At 64.8% G+C, this 17927-nt stretch carries 17 protein-coding genes; 5 read left to right on the top strand and 12 right to left on the bottom strand.

The features are described from left to right. The first annotated feature begins 141 nt into the window (after positions 1-141). Complete coding sequence (locus JQ617_RS34090; protein ID WP_212030199.1) at positions 142-1758, top strand: phosphoenolpyruvate carboxykinase; 1617 nt, start codon at positions 142-144, stop codon at positions 1756-1758. A 66-nt stretch (positions 1759-1824) separates the two neighbouring features. Here the strand turns inward: JQ617_RS34090 and JQ617_RS34085 are convergent, their stop codons facing one another. From JQ617_RS34085 to JQ617_RS34075, 3 genes are read right to left on the bottom strand one after another with little or no spacing between them, the layout of a single operon-like run. Then, a complete protein-coding gene (locus JQ617_RS34085; RefSeq protein WP_212030198.1) occupies positions 1825-2619 on the bottom strand; it encodes a sulfite exporter TauE/SafE family protein in 795 nt (264 codons plus the stop codon). Between the two features lie 12 nt (positions 2620-2631). Then, positions 2632-3162, bottom strand: coding sequence for a rhodanese family protein (locus JQ617_RS34080; protein ID WP_212030197.1), 531 nt, complete (start codon positions 3160-3162; stop codon positions 2632-2634). A gap of 22 nt (positions 3163-3184) precedes the next feature. Then, positions 3185-3511 carry an ArsR/SmtB family transcription factor gene (locus JQ617_RS34075; RefSeq protein WP_212030196.1) on the bottom strand — a complete coding sequence of 109 codons (327 nt, stop codon included), beginning with the start codon at positions 3509-3511 and terminating at the stop codon, positions 3185-3187. 81 nt (positions 3512-3592) lie between these two features. Between JQ617_RS34075 and JQ617_RS34070 the strand changes: the two genes are divergently transcribed. Next, positions 3593-4492, top strand: a complete 900-nt coding sequence (locus JQ617_RS34070) for an MBL fold metallo-hydrolase (RefSeq protein WP_212030195.1) — start codon at positions 3593-3595, stop codon at positions 4490-4492. A gap of 40 nt (positions 4493-4532) precedes the next feature. Here JQ617_RS34070 and JQ617_RS34065 read toward each other — a convergent pair whose 3' ends face one another. The 3 genes from JQ617_RS34065 to JQ617_RS34055 form a co-directional block, all read right to left on the bottom strand. Beyond that, positions 4533-5348 (bottom strand): acyl-CoA thioesterase, encoded by an 816-nt coding sequence (locus tag JQ617_RS34065; protein ID WP_212030194.1) that lies wholly within the window; start codon positions 5346-5348, stop codon positions 4533-4535. Positions 5349-5352: 4 nt separating this feature from the next. Next, a complete protein-coding gene (locus JQ617_RS34060) occupies positions 5353-5694 on the bottom strand; it encodes a hypothetical protein (RefSeq protein ID WP_212030193.1) in 342 nt (113 codons plus the stop codon). A 97-nt stretch (positions 5695-5791) separates the two neighbouring features. Then, positions 5792-8308: a glycogen/starch/alpha-glucan phosphorylase gene (locus JQ617_RS34055; protein WP_212030192.1), complete on the bottom strand. Its 2517-nt coding sequence runs from the start codon at positions 8306-8308 to the stop codon at positions 5792-5794. Between the two features lie 203 nt (positions 8309-8511). Here JQ617_RS34055 and JQ617_RS34050 point away from each other — a divergent pair, with 203 nt between their 5' ends. Further along, entirely contained in the window at positions 8512-8742 is a 231-nt protein-coding gene (locus JQ617_RS34050; protein WP_145667236.1) for a hypothetical protein, read from the top strand. A 58-nt stretch (positions 8743-8800) separates the two neighbouring features. On the opposite strand, the gene JQ617_RS34045 is transcribed toward JQ617_RS34050, so the two are convergent. Next, entirely contained in the window at positions 8801-9037 is a 237-nt protein-coding gene (locus JQ617_RS34045; RefSeq protein ID WP_249157771.1) for a GIY-YIG nuclease family protein, read from the bottom strand. A 240-nt stretch (positions 9038-9277) separates the two neighbouring features. Between JQ617_RS34045 and JQ617_RS34040 the strand changes: the two genes are divergently transcribed. After that, entirely contained in the window at positions 9278-9709 is a 432-nt protein-coding gene (locus JQ617_RS34040) for a hypothetical protein (RefSeq protein ID WP_063693159.1), read from the top strand. 119 nt (positions 9710-9828) lie between these two features. Here JQ617_RS34040 and JQ617_RS34035 read toward each other — a convergent pair whose 3' ends face one another. After that, positions 9829-10605, bottom strand: coding sequence for a DUF2865 domain-containing protein (locus JQ617_RS34035; RefSeq protein ID WP_212030325.1), 777 nt, complete (start codon positions 10603-10605; stop codon positions 9829-9831). A gap of 246 nt (positions 10606-10851) precedes the next feature. After that, positions 10852-11415 carry an orotate phosphoribosyltransferase gene (gene pyrE, locus JQ617_RS34030; RefSeq protein WP_212030191.1) on the bottom strand — a complete coding sequence of 188 codons (564 nt, stop codon included), beginning with the start codon at positions 11413-11415 and terminating at the stop codon, positions 10852-10854. 205 nt (positions 11416-11620) lie between these two features. Here pyrE and JQ617_RS34025 point away from each other — a divergent pair, with 205 nt between their 5' ends. Continuing rightward, on the top strand, positions 11621-12247 hold the full coding sequence (locus tag JQ617_RS34025) for a glutathione S-transferase family protein (protein ID WP_063693166.1): 627 nt from the start codon (positions 11621-11623) through the stop codon (positions 12245-12247). A gap of 165 nt (positions 12248-12412) precedes the next feature. On the opposite strand, the gene JQ617_RS34020 is transcribed toward JQ617_RS34025, so the two are convergent. The 3 genes from JQ617_RS34020 to JQ617_RS34010 form a co-directional block, all read right to left on the bottom strand. Next, positions 12413-13048, bottom strand: a complete 636-nt coding sequence (locus tag JQ617_RS34020) for a LysE family translocator (RefSeq protein WP_212030190.1) — start codon at positions 13046-13048, stop codon at positions 12413-12415. A 248-nt stretch (positions 13049-13296) separates the two neighbouring features. Next, entirely contained in the window at positions 13297-16377 is a 3081-nt protein-coding gene (gene polA / locus JQ617_RS34015; RefSeq protein WP_212030189.1) for a DNA polymerase I, read from the bottom strand. 218 nt (positions 16378-16595) lie between these two features. Beyond that, positions 16596-17663 carry an acyltransferase family protein gene (locus JQ617_RS34010; protein ID WP_212030188.1) on the bottom strand — a complete coding sequence of 356 codons (1068 nt, stop codon included), beginning with the start codon at positions 17661-17663 and terminating at the stop codon, positions 16596-16598. Between the last annotated feature and the right edge of the window lie 264 nt (positions 17664-17927).

Here is a 17927-nt window from a genome sequence, read left to right as displayed (position 1 = left end):
CCTGCGGGATCAGCTTGGCAACGCCAGCGTTCACCATTATTAGGTCGTCCAACCGAGGCCGGACGGCCTACAATTCACGGTGACTGCGATGGCGCCCAAGCTTGGTCGCGCTGAGTGTCGCGGGTTCTAGGAGGATTTTTCGTGCAAGAGACGGGCGTGCGCAACGGTGCCTTCGGCGCCGACAAATTCGGCTTAAAGAATCTCAAGCAGGTTCACTGGAACCTGGGTGCGCCGCAACTCTATCAATACTCGCTGTCCGCAGGCGAGGCGGTGCTGTCCGCCGACGGCGCGCTCTGCGCCGACACCGGTGAGTTCACCGGCCGCAGCCCCAAGGACAAGTTCACGGTGCGTGACGCCACCACCGACAAGAAGATGTGGTGGGCCGGCAACCAGTCGATCACCGCGGAGCAGTTCGAGACGCTCTACCAGGACTTCCTCAAGCACGCCGAAGGCAAGAGCCTGTTCGCGCAGGACCTCTATGGCGGCGCCGATCCGGCCTACCGGATCAAGACCCGCGTCTTCACCGAGCTCGCCTGGCACTCGCTGTTCATCCGCACGCTCCTGATCCGCCCCGAGGCGGTCGAGCTGTCGAGCTTCACGCCGGAGCTCACCATCATAGACATGCCGAGCTTCCGCGCCGATCCGAAGCGCCATGGCTGCAAGTCGGAGAACGTCGTCGCGATCGACTTCGCCCGCAAGATCGTGCTGATCGGCGGCTCCTACTATGCCGGCGAGATGAAGAAGTCGGTCTTCACCACGCTCAACTACTATCTGCCCGAGCGCGGCGTGATGCCGATGCACTGCTCGGCCAATGTCGGCGCCAAGGGCGATGCCGCGATCTTCTTCGGTCTCTCCGGCACCGGCAAGACCACGCTGTCGGCCGACCCGAACCGCACGCTGATCGGCGACGACGAGCATGGCTGGGGCCCGAACGGCGTCTTCAATTTCGAAGGCGGTTGCTACGCCAAGTGCATCAAGCTCTCGCAGGAAGCCGAGCCCGAGATCTTTGCTGCCTCGACCCGCTTCGGCGCGGTGCTCGAGAACTGCGTGCTCGACGAAGACACCCGCGTGGTGGATTTCGACGACGGCTCCAAGACCGAGAACACGCGTTCGGCCTATCCGCTCGACTTCATCCCGAACGCCTCGCGCACCGGCCGTGCGCCGCAGCCGAAGAACGTGGTAATGCTCGCCGCCGACGCCTTCGGCGTGCTGCCGCCGATCGCCAAGCTGTCGCCTGCGCAGGCGATGTATCACTTCCTGTCCGGCTACACTGCCAAGGTCGCCGGCACCGAGCGCGGTCTCGGCAACGAGCCGCAGCCGGAGTTTTCGACCTGCTTCGGTTCGCCCTTCCTGCCGCTCGACCCCAGCGTCTACGGCAACATGCTGCGCGACCTGATCGCCCAGCACAATGTCGATTGCTGGCTGGTCAACACCGGCTGGACCGGCGGCAAGTACGGCGTCGGCTCGCGCATGCCGATCAAGGTGACCCGCGCGCTGCTCACCGCTGCGCTCGACGGTTCGCTCCGTAATGTCGAATTCCGCACCGACAAGTATTTCGGCTTCGCGGTCCCGACTGCGCTGCCGGGCGTGCCGGCCGAGATCCTCAACCCGGTCAACACCTGGAAGGACAAGGACGAGTTCGACAAGACCGCCCGCGCTCTCGTCGGCATGTTCCAGAAGAACTTTGCCAAGTTCGAAGCCCAGGTCGACGCCGAGGTGCGTGCGGCTGCTCCGGACGTGAAGCTGGCGGCGGAGTAAGGTCGCATCGCATCGCTTGAATACGGAAGGGCGGCTCATCGAGCCGCCCTTTTTCGCAGGCGCCGGCTACAGATAAGGCAGCGCGCCGCGAACGCAGACATAGCCGCCGGCAGCGATGACGACGATCGAAAAGACCGACTGCAGCACCTTGCCCTGCGGGCCGATGATCCTGCCCATCGCCATCCCGGTCAGGCCGCCGAGCAGCCCGCCGGCGATAAACAGGCTGGCCAGCCGCCAATCGATCAGACCTGACATCGCATAACTTGCGGCGGTCGACGCGCCGAAGGCGACAACGGCCACGAGCGACGTTCCGATGGCGTAGATCAGGGGCATGCCGGTCGCGAGCATCAGGCCGGGAACGATCAGGAAGCCGCCGCCGATGCCGAAAAAGCCGGCGAGCAACCCAACGGCGACACCCATGCCGGCAAGCATCGGCAGCAGCCGTGATGCAGTCGCCGGCGTCAGACGGACGGATGGATCGCCTCCGCCGGCGCGCCGCTTCAGCATCAGGGCGCCGATGCCGATCATCAGCATCCCGAACAGCACGAGCAGTTTCCCGCCGTCGAGCTGCTTGGCGAAGTGGGAGCCGATGAATGTACCGCCGACGCCGGCGACCGCGAACACCAGGGCGCAGGGCCAGCGAACGTTGCCGGCCTTCCAATGCGCGATCATGTTGGCGAAGGCGCTGATCGCCACCGCTACCGCGCTGGTGCCGATTGCCACATGCGGCGAGGCAACGCCGACGCCATAGACGAGGAGCGGCACCGCAAGGATGGAGCCGCCGCCGCCAACAAGCGCCAGAACGAATCCGACGGCGGCGCCGGACAGCATCGTTGCCATGTCGGGGGCGGTAACAAGCATCACAGGCACTCCTCAGGCGGCGGCCCGGGGGGCGAGGCGATTCCATGGCGCGAAGGCAAGAAGCCGCGCCATCATGCAGGAGCCGCTGACACCGGAAAAAACCAGTCCGGCACCGACGGAGGCGGCCAGCGCATAGAACGCCGGATGCGCGAACAGGCCGAGCGCGGTGCCTGCGATCACCAGGGAACCCGCGGTGATCTGGACCTGCCGCATGATTTCGATCGGCTGGCTCCGGTTGTCGACCACCGGCAGCCCGGCGCTTCGCCAGGCGTCGATCCCGCCGTCGAGGATGTAGGCTTCGCAATCCGAGCTCCGGGCAAGGCGATCGGCATTGCTGTGCGTGCGATTGCCGCTGCGGCAATGGAAGATCACGGCTTTTGCATTCGGCGCGATCTCGACCTTGTCCAGCCGCGACAGCGGCGCGTGTACGGCGGCTGCAATCCTGCTGCGCGCATGCTCGTCAGCCTCCCTGATGTCGACGAGGACGGCGCCTTCCTCGATCAGGTCCTTTGCCTTTTCGGGAGAGATGCGGGGAAGCGACATGTTGAACTCCACTGTTGTCAATTCAGCTTGAAGGCGTGCGGCAGTACAGGCGGTGCAGTTCCGCCATCAGTTGCTCGATGCGGGGGTCGGCGATGCGGTACCAGAGGGTCTGGCTGTCGCGGCGGAAGGTCACGATGTTCTCGTCGCGCATCTTCGCCAGATGCTGCGACAGCGCCGATTGGCTGAGGCCGACAGCGTCGACCAGCGTACCCACCGTCATCTCGCCGGCCTCGACCAGTTTGCAGAGGATCATCAGCCGCCGTTCGTTGCCGAGCGCGCGCAAGACGTCAGCGACCTCCAGTGCATTGGCTGCAAAGTCCTGAAGGTTCATCGTCCTTGAGCGTGGCATCGGCGCCTCTTAAATTAGAGATTGCTAATTTAGCAATATCTAATATTATGTCAAGAGCAATCCCATTCAGGAGCTTGAACCATGACCAGAGCGCCTCTTCCCGCCATCCAGGCCTTCTTTGACCCGCCGACCAACACGATCAGCTACCTGGTCGCCGATCCCGTGACGCGCCGTGCCGCTGTGATCGATCCGGTCCTGGATTTCGACCACCGCGATGGCACGGTCGACGTGCGTTCGGTGGATGCCATTCTGGCTGCCGCGCAAGAGCAGTGCGTGACGATCGAATGGGCGCTGGAGACCCATGCGCATGCCGACCATCTCTCCGGCGCGCCGTACATCAAGTCCAGGACCGGCGCGGCGATCGGAATTGGCGAGCATATCCGAGACGTGCAACGGATCTTTCGCCCGGTGTTCAATGCCGAGGATCTACGCACGGACGGCAGCGATTTCGACCGCCTGTTTGCCGATGGCGAGACCTTCCGGATCGGCGAGCTGACGGTTGAAGTCATGCACACGCCCGGACACACGCCGGCGGACATCGCGTACAGGGTCGGCAATGGCGTCTTCGTCGGCGACACTCTCTTCATGCCGGACTACGGCACCGCGCGCGCCGACTTTCCCGGCGGCGACGCCGCGCAACTCTATCGTTCGATCCAGCGTCTGCTCGCATTGCCGCCGGAGACGCAGCTCTATATGTGCCACGACTACAAGGCGCCGGGTCGCGATCACTACGCCTGGCAAACCACGGTGCGTGAGCAGCGCGAGAGCAATGTCCACCTGAAGGGCGGGGTTACCGAGGCCGAGTACGTGGCTAAGCGCAAGGCGCGCGATGCGACGCTTTCGGCGCCGACGCTGCTCTTGCCGTCAATCCAGGTGAACATCCGTGCCGGCCGGTTTCCAAAAGCCCAGCAGAATGGCGTTCATTACCTGCTGTTGCCGGTTCGCCCGAAGACTCCGGCGGCCTCGGCCGTCCTGGGGTGACGGACTGCCATCGCGCCTGCGCGCGCGTGTGACGCGAAGTTCACGCCTTGAAATACGCGATCTGCGTCGTGGTCGCGAGCAGCCGGCCGTTCGGCGACCACAACTCGGCGTTCTGGTCGGCGTAGCTCTTGTGCATGATCTTTGAATCCGCCGTCGCCAGCACGCGGGTGATGTCCTCGGCCGCGAGCTCCGCGCTGTCGGTGTGGAAATAGGTCGTCAGCGACACCGTGCCGAACGGCACCAGCTCGCGCCGCGCGTGGAAGATGCGGCCGAAGAAGGCGTCGGACATCGACATCAGCGAGGGCATGTCGAGCTTGCGCGGCTCGCGGTCGCTGATCCAGAGCTTCGAGTAGGTGCTGTCGAGCTCGGCCTGCGGCGAGCCGATCCGCATCTCGCCCTCGACGAAGCGGAATTCATACTGGTTGGCCCAGGACGCCTTGATCTTCGCGAACGGCAGCGTCTGCTCGAACGGCTTTGCGTCGGGCGCCTTCGCAACCCGGTGCTCCCAGGACGGCCGGCGCTCGGCGAACACGGCGGTGGCGAGCGTTGCGACTTCGCCGCCGCCCTGGCTGAGCTCGACACTCCAATGCTGGCTGGAGCGGTTCGCCTTGACCAGTCGCACGTCGAGATCGAACGGCCCCTTCGCGATCGGCGCGCAGTAATTCACGGTCAGGGCGAGCGGATCGCCGGCGGCCTGCGGATGCTCGATCAGCGCGCGCAGGATCGTTGCGGCCGTGGCGCCGCCGAAGGGGCCGACAAAGGCCCAGTAATCGTCGCTGGTGTGCCCCTGCCAGCTGGCGTCACCCGCCGTGATGCGGGTCGCGTCGTCGAACGGGTGCGGGAGCTTGGCGTGCATGACATCAGACCTTTACTGCGCTTCCGTCCCAACGGTGAAACTCCATCGTCTCGTCATTGGGACCATATTTTTGCGAACCCGCGAGATCGTCTGTCGGGTCGTCCGTGACCCAGACGTCCGCCACCGCGCCATTGATGAGCTTCATCGCGATGACGCTCTTGCCGCTGGTTAGATCCGCGACGAAGTCGGCGATGGCGGTTTCCTCGTCCTTCCCGGACAGGCTGGCGAGGATGCTGCCATGCGTGTGCCAGGGGAAACCGTCGAACCCCAACGTCCAGTCCCCATCCGGACAAATGACGAGCAACCGAAGCTGCCCATCCGGGCTGACATACTCGCCGACAGGCACGATCAACTCCGGCCAGGAAAATCCGACGCCGTAATATGACGGCTATCCTGCCAAATCAATGACCTCGCAGGTAACGCCGATTTCACGGTGCGGAAAATCAGCCGGCGACGTCGCGCAGGTTCGGCAGCAGCGGCGTGGTCGGGTTGACCGGCACGTTCCAGATCTCCTCGGCATATTCGCGGATGGTGCGGTCGGAGGAGAACCAGGCCATGCGCGCGACATTGAGGATGGAGGCGCGCGTCCAGGCCGGCGCGACCTGCCAGCGTGCATCGACGCTGCGCTGGGCTTCGTAATAGGAATCGAAGTCCGCGCTGACCATGTAATGGTCGAGATAGCGCAGCGCGTGCGCGATGGATTCGAAGCGGCCGGGATCGCCGGGCGAGAACTCGCCGGTACCGATCGCGTTGATGGCGCGCTGCAGCTTCGGCGAGTTGCGGATCACGTCGGAAGCGTCCAGCCCCTGCTTGCGGCGGATCATCACGTCGCCGGCCTCCATGCCGAAGATCGCGATGTTCTCGTTGCCGACCTGGTCTCGGATCTCGATATTGGCGCCGTCGAGCGTGCCGATGGTGATGGCGCCGTTCAGCGCCAGCTTCATGTTGCCGGTGCCGGAGGCTTCCATGCCGGCGGTGGAGATCTGCTCGGACAGGTCGGCCGCGGGGATGATGACCTCCGCGAGGCTGACATTGTAGTCGGGCAGGAAGGCGACCTTCAGTTTGCCGCCGATCGCGGGATCGTTGTTGACGACTTCCGCGACGTCGTTGATCAGCTTGATGATCAGCTTGGCGTATTTGTAGCTCGCCGCCGCCTTGCCGGCGAAGATCTTCACCCGCGGCACCCAGTTGCCGTTGGGATCGTCCTTGATCGCCTGGTACAGCGCGACCGTCTCGATGACGTTGAGGAGCTGGCGCTTGTATTCGTGGATGCGCTTGATCTGCACGTCGAACAGCGCGGTCGGGTCGACCTTGATGCCGAGCCGCTCGCCGATCAGGCGGGCCAGCGCGGTCTTGTTGTGAAGCTTGACGCTGCGGAACTTCTTCTGGAATTCGACGTCGCTGGCGCGCGCCTCGATCAGCGAGAGCTGGGTCGGGTCGTCGAGCACGGCGTCGCCGCAGGTCTCGCGCAACAGGTCGGTCAGCTTGGGGTTCGCCAGCATCAGCCAGCGGCGGAAGGTGATGCCGTTGGTCTTGTTGGTGATGCGCCCGGGATAGAGATGGTTGAGGTCGTGGAACACGGTCTCGCGCATCAGGTCCGAATGCATCGCCGAGACGCCGTTGATGCGGTGCGAGCCGACAAAGGCGAGCTGGCCCATGCGTACGCGGCGGCCGCTCTTCTCGTCGATCAGCGAGACCGAGGCGCGGAAGTCGATGTCGCCCGGCGCGCGCGCTTCGGCGAGCGCCAGATGCTGCACGTTGATGCGGTAGATGATCTCGAGATGCCGCGGCAGGAGGCGCTCGAACAATTCGACCGGCCAGGTCTCCAGCGCTTCGGGCAGCAGCGTGTGGTTGGTGTAGGACAGCGTGGCGACGGTGATCTTCCAGGCCTCGTCCCAGCGGAAATTGTGCAGGTCGACGAGGATCCGCATCAACTCGGTGACGGCAAGGCTCGGATGGGTGTCGTTGAGCTGCACCGCGACCTTGGACGACAGGCTGCGCAGCTGGCCGTCGGAGGCAAGATGCCGCTTGACCAGATCCTGCAGCGAAGCCGAGACGAAGAAATATTCCTGCCGCAGCCGCAGCTCGCGGCCCGCCGGGCTCTCGTCGTTCGGATAGAGGAATTTGCAGATCGCCTCCGCGCGCGCCTGCTCGGAGCTGGCGCTGACGTAGTCACCCCGGTTGAAGGCATCGAGCTTGAGCGGATCGGGCGAGCGCGCCGACCACAGCCGCAGCGCGTTGACGTGCTGGCCGCGCCAGCCGACGATCGGCGTGTCATAGGCGATCGCCTGCACGGTCTCGGCCGGATGCCAGATCGCGCGGTCGCGGCCCTTGTCGTCGACATGCTCGACGCCGCCGCCGAAATTGATGTCGTAGATCACCTCGGGCCGCTGCAATTCCCAGGGATTGCCGAAGCTCAGCCATTCGTCGGGATATTCCTGCTGCCAGCCCTGATTGATGATCTGGCGGAACAGGCCGTAATCGTAGCGGATGCCGTAGCCGATCGCGGGGATCGACAGCGTCGCCATGCTCTCCATGAAGCAGGCGGCAAGCCGTCCGAGACCGCCATTGCCGAGCGCCGCATCCGGCTCGCATTTGCGCAGCTCCGGCAGCGAGACGCCGAGATCGCCGAGTGCGACCTCGAAGATCTTGAGCAGGCCCATGTTGTTCAGCGCGTCGGTGAAGAGACGGCCGATCAGGAATTCGAGCGAGAGATAATAGACGCGCTTGCGCCCGGCATCGTAGCTGCGCTTCTCGGCCGAGAGCCAGCGATGCACGATGCGGTCGCGCAGCGCGAGCGCGGCGGCTTGGTACCAGTCGTGCTTCGTCGCCATGCCGGCGTCCTTGCCGATGGCAAGGCGCAGCTTCGCCAGGATCGCGCCCTTGATCTCGGCCAGCGCGAGCTCGTCGATGGGCTGGCCGGGAGCGGGAAAATTTGGCTGGAACGATTGATCTTGCAAGGCCGTCACTTCCTGGTCGAAACGAACACCACAACCTACGCGTCCTGCCTCTGCACCGGAACCATCGCTGGCGCGGCCGTGCACTGCGCTGGCGTAAATTTATGCAAGGAATGGGCCGTTTGGGAACCCGGAAGGCCACGGAGGAACGCAGGTTTCGTGCTAGATTGGACGAAGATTCAGCCATCAGTGTGGAGGACGGGCCCATGAGACTGCTGATCGAAATCGCTGCTGCGGCGCTTCTCGTCATCTGCATCGCCACCTCGAGCGCCGCCTTCGCCGCCGGCAAGGGCCGCAGCGCCGATGGCCTGACCTGCGGCTTCAGCGTTCCCCAGAACGCATCTCCCGCCCAGCGCTGCGCTGCCATCAAGCGCCAATGCGGCGGCAAGTTTTTCGCAAATGCGTGCGGCGACAGGCTGGTGTCGGCGGCGAGTTGAGGAGGTTGGCGCTGCACTTGGTCGTCCCGGCGAAGGCCGGGACCCATAACCCCGACTGTCAGAGAAGATGCGAAAGATCGCGCCAGTCTGGATTTTCCTGCTCGATCAAACGAATCTTCCAGTCACGCTGCCATTCCTTGAGCGCCTTTTCGCGCGCGATCGCTTCGGACGGCGTGGCGTATGTTTCGACATAGACCAGCCGCGTTACACCGTACTTCGTGACGAATTTCGAGCCGCGTCCTGAGCGATGCAATGTGAGCCGATTGCTGAGGTCGTTGCAGACGCCGATGTACAGCGTGCCTTAGCGTCGGCTTGCTAGGATGTAGACGTAGTACGCGGCTGGTGCATTCATTGCTGGGCACCCATTTCCCACAAACATCCGGCAGGCGTGGTTATGGGTCCCGGCCTTCGCCGGGACGACATTGTTAAGTATCGGAACAAATTAAGAACACTTTAGCAAGTCTTTGATATATCATTGTGATTCGGCGCGTTGCCGACACAATATCTAGCGTTTGCCCGATGTCGCGAGGACTACATGTCCACCATTGCCTTCGACCAGTTCGCCCTCACCCGGATCGCCGATTTCGCGCGCTCGCTGTCGCGGCTGCACCAGGCGGCGCGGCGGCAGCGGATCGATGACGATCAGTTCGACCGCGAGTTCAACGCGGTGTGCCAGTCGATCTGGGGCTACACCATCGACGATATCAGCGACGATCTGTTCGCGGTCGAGGATCATCTGTTTCTAGACACGCTGGACGAAGCGCATGCGCGCATCTTCGCGGCCGAGCAGGGTTATGACCTCGTGGACGAGGCCGGCATGCTCACCGACTGGTGGGGTTTCTGCTGGATGATCCTGGCCGAGAAGCGCGGCCTGCTGACGGCGGAAAACCGCGCCGCGGCGCGTGCGGCCATCGAGGAGAAATATCTGGCGGCGCCGAACGTGATCGGGGTGATCATCGGGCGGTGACGGTCTCGCACCTCATCCTGAGGAGCGCGCTTGCGCGCGTCTCGAAGGATGAAGGCCGAACTGCAGCAGCCGGGCCTGCATGGTTCGAGACGCCGCGCAGCTCCTCACCATGAGGATGACTAATCCAGCCCCGCCCGCTTCGCCGGCTTGGCAGCCGCCTTCGGCACGGTCACATCAGGCAGCGGCTCGCGCACGATCTCGGTCTGCGCCGGCGCATCCGCCGATACGGTCTCCGCGCGCACCGGCGCCACCTTCATCTCGCCGAGGCGGGCGCGGACCTGCGCGGTGAGGCCGGGATAGGAGGCGACCGGGGTGAAGTCGGCGGCCTGGTCGTTGCCGACGCGGATGCCGGTATAGGCGACGAGGCCGTCGCTGGTCGCGATCACGTCACCCGCTTTCAGCGAGGAATCCAGCGCCAGATCGACCGGGGCGAGGCCGACCGGCTCGCGGCCGTTGCAGGTGCAGTCCGATCGCAGCGCCTTGCGATAGGCGAAGGCGTTCTCGCTGTCGGCGTAACGCTCGCCGGTCTGCGCATAGGCGCCGTCGATCGAGGAGCCGAAATAGACCTTGGTCGCGCTGGCGGGACAGAACGCCTGACACATCTGCGCCGGCGAGACGAGGCCGCGCATCAGCGGAAAATACTTGCCGTCGCAGCTGCGCACGCAGAACGCCGGGCCAGAGCCGCCGGCCGCGGCCGAACGTGTCGGCGGTACATATTGCGGGGTAGCGGCATTCTGCTGGCCGGTGAAGGGATCGGCATAGGAGTTCGACTGCGGCACTTCGCGCTGCGGGCGCTGCTGCTGCGCGCCGCCGAACAGGAAGTCGAACAGGCCTTCGGCCGAAACCGGGGCCGGAGCCGCGAGCAGCGGAGCTGCCAGGGTGGCGGCCACAAGCATCGCGCGACGCCGCCGGCGCGCATGGGACACGATGTTACGCAAGGCTCACTCCACCCAACGCTACTGAACCGGGCCGGGACCTCGAGGTCTCAGCACATGATTCACCATAAGCCGCGATGGTAAATGAGCAGTTGCGCGGAGGCGGTTTCAAGTCGGGGCGGTGACCTCTTTAAGGCCGGGCACAGCTTCCGACGGATGGTGGCTTCCGGGCAACGCCCGGGAACAGCGGCACGAGGTTTCGTGCCGTTACGCCTTCAGAAATTCCGACGCCTTGTACAGCGAGCGGAACGGCAGGCCGGCCGCGCCGAACGTGTCGGTGGCGCCTTCCTCGCGGTCGACCATGGTCAGCACCAGCACCACCTCGGCGCCGGTCTCGCGCACGGATTCCACCGCCTTCATCGCCGAGCCGCCGGTCGTGGTGACGTCCTCGACGATCACGACGCGCTTGCCCGCCAGCGTCTCGCCCCTGGGCAGGCCTTCGATCGCGAGCTTGGCGCCATGCTCCTTCGGCTTCTTGCGCACGAAGAAGGCCGCGATCGGATGGCCCTTGATCCAGGAGATCTGCGCCAGCGCACCGGCGAGCGGCACCGCGCCCATCTCGAGCCCACCGATGAAATCGAGATTGTCGTCCTTCAGCGCCTCATAGGTCAGCTCGGCCAGCAGCGTCGCGCCCTCGGGGTCGAGCATGGTCGGCTTGAGGTTGAAGTAGAAATCGCTCTTGCGGCCCGACGCGAGCGTCACCTCGCCGCGGCCGAATGAGCGCCGGCGGATGATCTCGAACAGGCGGGCGCGGGAAGCGGATTTCGACACGGCGGTCCCTCGAACAGTATTTCTTGAAGGTGGCGGAATTTATCCGCGACCGCCGCGACATGCCAGAGGGGGTGGGCCCCGCAAGACCACCGTCAACAGGGCATCGGCTGCGGCGGCCGGACAGCCACCATGCCCGGCCGCCGGTTGTAACACCGCAAGGTCCTGGGCTAGTGGGATGCCAGACAATGCGGGAAGGAACGGCCCTATGACCATCGAGCTCCACACCTGGAATACGCCCAACGGCCGCAAGATTTCGGTCGCGCTGGAGGAAATGGGGCTGCCATACAAGGTCATCCCGGTGAACATCACCAAGGGCGAGCAGATGGCGCCGGGGTTCCTCAAGCTGTCGCCCAACAACAAGATTCCCGCGATCGTCGACCCCGAGGGTCCCGACGGCAAGCCCGTCAGCATCTTCGAGTCCGGGGCGATCCTGCTCTATCTCGGCGAAAAGACCGGCAAATTCCTGCCGAAATCGCTTTCCGCCCGTATCCCGGTCTATGAATGGCTGATGTGGCAGATGGGCGGCTTCGGCCCGATGCCCGGCCAGGTGCATCATTTCATCGCACTCGAGAACGAGCAGGACCGTGCCTACGGCCTGAAGCGCTACATGGCCGAGACCCGCCGGCTCTACGGCGTGCTGGACCGCCGCCTGGCAGACCGTGACTTCGTCGCCGGCGAGCTCTCGGTTGCCGATTTCGCCATCCTGGGCTGGGCCTGGCGCCACCCTCGCCACAAGGTTGATCTGGCCGACTTCCCCAACGTCAAGCGCTGGTACGAGGCCCTGATGGCGCGCCCGGCCGTTAAGCGCGGCATGGACGCCAAGCTGGATTAGTCGCTCGGCTGTCGCACCTCGTGCCCCGGACGCAGTGCAGCGCGTAAGCGGTGCACTGCAGAGCCGGGGGCCATGCCTCTCCGATCTCGTTCTGGGCTTTCTGGGTCCCGGCTCTGCGCTGCAGCGCATCCGGGACACGGGCGGGCTGTGGTTCGCGGCGTCCGCTCACACCTTCTTCGCTTCGACCGCCATCCGCACCGCGAGCCCGGCCAGCACCGTGCCCATGAGCCAGCGCTGCACCAGCATCCAGCTCGGCCGGCTCGCCAGGAACAGCGCAATCGATCCGGCGGCGAGCGCGATGATCGCATTGACGCTGACGCTGATCGCGATCTGGATCGCGCCCAGCACCACCGACTGCGTCAGCACGCTGCCGGCGGCGGGATCGATGAACTGCGGCAGCAGCGCCAGATACAGCATCGCGATCTTCGGGTTGAGCAGATTGGTGACGAGGCCCATCGCGAACAATTTGCGCGGGCTGTCGATCGCGAGCTTCTTCACCTCGAACGGCGAGCGCCCGCCCGGCTTCACCGCCTGCCAGGCGAGCCAGAGCATGTAGCCGGCGCCGGCAAAGCGCAGCGCGTCATAGGCAAAGGGAATCGCGAGCAGCAGCGCCGTGATGCCGAACGCCGCGCACAGCATGTAGAACACGAAGCCCAGCGCCACGCCGCCGAGCGACACGATGCCCGCCGCTGGACCCTGCGTGATCGAGCGCGAGATCAGGTAGATCATGTTCGGCCCGGGCGTGAGCACGAGACCGAGGCAGACGAGGGCGAAGCCGAGCAGGGCGGTGGTGTGGGGCATGGCTGAACCGTTGCGGGAGATGGCACGGTTCTAGTCTGCGCGGGATCGCGGTGCCACCGCGCAATTGCTCGGAGGACAATTCACCGCTGTCGTCCCGGCGAAGGCCGGGACCCATACCCCCAGGGAGAAGTGGTGATACGAGATGGTAGTGGGCAATCTTCGCCCAACTGCATCCTGTGGTTATGGGTCCCGGCCTTCGCCGGGACGACACCGTGTGTGTGGCGTCAGCGGAGCGATTAGAGGCCGCGTCAATGCGCCTCGTCCCAATTGTTCGCCGCGCGCGCATCCACGTGCAGCGGCACCGAGAGCAGCACGGCCGGGAACGGTGCGTCCTGCATCACGCGCTGCACGACGGGCAGCGTCGCCTCGACTTCCGCGTCGGGCACCTCGAAGATCAGTTCGTCATGCACCTGGAGCAGCATCTGCGCCGAGAGCTTCTTCTCGGCGAGCGCGTCCTCCACCCGCGTCATGGCGCGGCGGATGATGTCGGCTGCGGTGCCCTGCAGCCGCGCGTTGATCGCTGCGCGCTCGTTGAAGGCGCGCACCGAGGCGTTCGAGGCCTTGATGTCGGGGTAGTGGCATTTGCGGCCGAACAGCGTGGTGACATAGCCGTGGCTGCGGCAGAAATCGCGCGTCTCGTCCATGTAGGCGCGGATGCCGGGGAAGCGCTCGAAGTATTTCTTGATGTAGGCGGAGGCCTCCTCGCGCGCGATGCCGAGCTGGTTGGCGAGGCCGAACGCGGAGATGCCGTAGATGATGCCAAAATTGATCGCTTTCGCGCGCCGGCGGATCTCGCTCGGCATGCCCTTGATCGGCACGCCGAACATTTCGGAGGCCGTCATGGCGTGAATGTCGAGTCCGTCGCGGAACGCCTGCTTCAGTACGGGGATGTCGGCGATCTCCGCCAGCAGCCGCAACTCGATCTGCGAATAGTCGGCGGAGACCAGCTTGTGCCCCTTCGTCGCGATGAAGGCGCGGCGGATCTTGCGGCCGTCCTCGGTACGAACAGGGATGTTCTGCAAGTTCGGCTCGTTCGACGACAGCCGGCCGGTCGTGGTCGCGGCCAGCGCGTATGTCGTGTGCACGCGGTGCGTCTGCGGATTGACGTAGGTCGGCAGCGCGTCGGTGTAGGTCGATTTCAGCTTCGAGACCTGCCGCCACTCCAGGATCTTCTTCGGGAAGTCGTGGCCCTGCTCGGCGAGATCATCCAGCACCTGCGCGGTGGTGGACCACGCGCCGGTCTTGGTCTTGGTGCCGCCTGAGAGGCCCATCTTGCCGAACAGGATGTCGCCGATCTGCTTGGGGCTGCCGACATTGACGGGCTCGCCCGCGATCTCCTGGATCTCGGCCTCGACGCGCGCGGCGGTCTGGGCGAAGTCGCCCGACAGGCGCGACAGCACCTGGCGGTCGATCGAGATGCCGCGCCGCTCCATGCGCGCGAGCACGGAGACCAGCGGCCGTTCCAGCGTCTCGTAGACGGTCGTCATGTGCTCGCCGACGAGGCGCGGCTTCAGCACGCGCCAGACGCGCACGGTCATGTCGGCGCCTTCGGCCGACAGCGGTGCGGCCTTCTCGATCGGCACCTGGTCGAAGGTGATCTTGTTCTTGCCGCTGCCGAGCAGCTCGCTCTCCTTCAGCATGGCGTGGCCGAACCAGCGCTCGGACAGCGATTCCAGCGCATGCGAGCCGCGGCCGGCGTCGAGCACGTAGGAGATCAGCAGCGCATCGTCGATGTTGCGCAGGGTGATGCCGTGCTGTGCCAGCATCACGGCGGTGAATTTGACGTCGAAGCCGATCTTGAGGATGCCCGCCGATTCCAGTACCGGCCGCAACGCTTCGATGGCGTCGGCATGCTTGACCTGGTCGGGCGCAAGGCCCGCGTCGAACAGGCCGCCATCGCCGCCGGACTGCTTGTGCGCCAGCGGCACATAACAGGCCTCGTTCGGCGCCAGCGCCAGCGCGATGCCGCAGAGATCGGCCTGCATCGGATCGATGCTGTTCGCCTTGATCTCGATCGCGACATGACCGGTGTCATGAATGCGCGCAATGAAGGCGTTGAGCTCCTTCAGCGACTTAATCGCCTGATATTTGGCCCGATCGACCGGCAGCTTGCGCAGCGCCTCCTCGCGCGCCGCGGCGAGCGAGACCGGCGCGCCCTTCGGGCTCGCGGCCTTGTCTTCCTTGTTGGCCGATTTGTTGGGCTCGCCAGCGCGGACCTGTGGCGCGGCGCCGGTTCCCGGCGCGGGCGTGACGTCCGAGGGCGGCAGCGGCGAGAACACGCTGGCGCCGCTGGCATAGCCGGGATCGGCGTCCACATTGGAGGGATCGACCTGCGCATAGTCGGCGACACGCCGGGTCAGCGTGGTGAATTCCATCGCCTTCAGGAACGCGATCAGCTTGCGCGCGTCCGGCTCCTGGACGGCGAGATCGTCCAGCGGCACCGCCAGCTCGACCTTGTCGTCGAGCAGCACGAGCTGCCGCGAGATGCGCGCCTTCTCGGCGTTCTCGAGCAGGGCCTCGCGCCGCTTCGGCTGCTTGATCTCGGTGGCGCGGAACAGGAGCTGTTCGAGGTCGCCATATTCGGTGATCAGCTGCGCCGCGGTCTTGATGCCGATGCCGGGCACGCCGGGCACGTTGTCGGTGGAGTCGCCGGCGAGCGCCTGCACTTCCACCACCTTCTCCGGCGGCACGCCGAACTTCTCGATCACCTCGGGGATGCCGATGCGGCGATCCTTCATGGTGTCGTACATCATGATCTTGTCGTTCACGAGCTGCATCAGATCCTTGTCGGAGGACACGATGGTCGTGGTGGCGCCGCGCGCGGAAGCCTGCCGCGCGTAGGTCGCGATGAGATCGTCGGCCTCGAAGCCGACCTGTTCCAGGCAGGGCAGGTCGAAGGCGCGCACCGCTTCGCGGATCAGCGCGAATTGCGGGATCAGATCCTCAGGCGCCGGCGGCCGGTGCGCCTTGTACTCGGGATAGATCTTGTTGCGGAAAGTGATCTCCGACTTGTCGAACACGATCGCCAGATGCGTCGGCCGATTGTCCTCCGGCATGTCGCGCAGCAGCTTCCACAGCATGTTGCAGAAGCCGAGCACCGCGTTGACCTGCAAGCCGTCGGACTTGCGGTTGAGCGGCGGCAGCGCGTGATAGGCGCGGAAGATGTAGCCGGAACCGTCCACCAGGAAGATGTGGTCACCCTTGCCGGCCGCCTTCGCCGCGACCGGTTTGGCAGCAGCTGTCGCAGCAGCGGGCTTGGTCTCGGCGGCAGCCTTTGGCGCGGCCTTGGTGTCAGCTTTGGCGGTGGTCTTCGGGGATGTCTTGGGCATGGCCGCAATGTATGAATTTTTGCGGGGTTTGACAGCCTTGGAAGGGGGATTTTTGGCCGGATTCCCACACGCAAATGTCGTCCCGGCGAAGGCCGGGACCCATAACCACAGGGAGGAGTTTGACGAAGACCGGCAGTTATTCAGGCCGTGGTACGCAGACCGCGATCTACCGATGAATCACGCGGTATGGGTCCCGGCCTTCGCCGGGACGACGGACGCTACTCCGCCGCCTGCAGCACCGGGCCCGTCTTCTTCGGCGCGATCCAGAACGCATCCGGCCGCTCGAACAGGAAGCGCGCGTTGAGCCGCAAGGCAACTTGCCAGATCGCAAGCGCGCCGAGCACGCCGGCGATGGTGACGATCAGCGACACCGTGCCGATATCGGGGATGATGCCGGTGCGCAGCAGCAGCGTGCGCGTCGTCGCCATCGGCAGGAAGAAGGCGAGATAGATCACGATCGAATGCTGGCCGCAGAAGCGGAAGAAGTTGAGCCACTGCGCCCGCGCCAGCAGCGTGCCCATCGTGATGATGGCACAGGCGCCGGCGAAGCCGAGCGCGAGCGACATGATCTTCCATTCGCTGGCGCCAATTGAAACGAGGCCGGCATTGACCAGTGCCCAGGCCGCGAGCGCAGCAAGCGCCCACGCCGGATGATTGCGCGCGCGATCCGACAGCGCGAACACGTAAGGCGCGAACAGATAGCCCGAATAGAAATAGACGAAGCGCGAGCAGAACTCGTCGATCGCGGTCCATCCCGTCGAGATGCGCGCCGTCTCCAGCGCGGCGGCGATGAGCCAGATCGCGAGCGGCGGAAATTTGCGTGTCAGTTTTGTGACGACGAAGAACACCGGCAGCAGGTAGATGAACCAGAGCGTGCCGAACGGCTCGATGAGGGATTCGAGATACAGCAGGCCCACCTCGCGCCAGCTCGACTCGGCCGCGAAGGCCGGCGCCTTGAAGCCGAACTGGATTGTCACCCAGACGACATAGAAATAGGCGAAATGCATCACCTTGCGGTCGAGATAGGTGCGCCAGTCGCGGTCGATCACGAGTGGCAGGAACAGGCCCGAAATTAGGAAGAAATCCGGCATCCGGAACGGCTTTGCGAAGGCCACGGCGACATGCATGAAACCGGTCTTGCCGGCGGCGAGTTCGACCCCCAGCACCGAATGCATCATCACCACCATGACGATGCAGATGCCCTTGGCGTAGTCGACCCAGTCGACACGCGCGGCAGCGGAGGCCCTGGGAAGCCCGTTCGCGGCGATTGTGCCTGATGCAGCCATGGTGTCCCTTTTCGAGGCGTGTTCCGCCCGGCCCTGTATGGGCGCGGGGCAGTTTGCAGCGCCCCGGTTTCCGACTTCTTTACCGGTTCAATTCGCGTGCCGGTTTTTACGTCGCAGACGGTTCCCTTCCACCGGGAAAATGCTAAACCGCCCCCCGTTGGGGTTTCGTTAACCAAGCAGAAACAGGGTTTTTCATGCGAATCGCGATGATCGGAACGGGCTATGTGGGACTGGTGTCCGGAGCCTGCTTTGCGGATTTCGGTC

It is taken from the genome of Bradyrhizobium sp. KB893862 SZCCT0404 (genome assembly GCF_018130885.1).
Lineage (GTDB): Bacteria > Pseudomonadota > Alphaproteobacteria > Rhizobiales > Xanthobacteraceae > Bradyrhizobium > Bradyrhizobium stylosanthis.
This window is presented reverse-complemented; position numbering and strand designations above follow the sequence as displayed.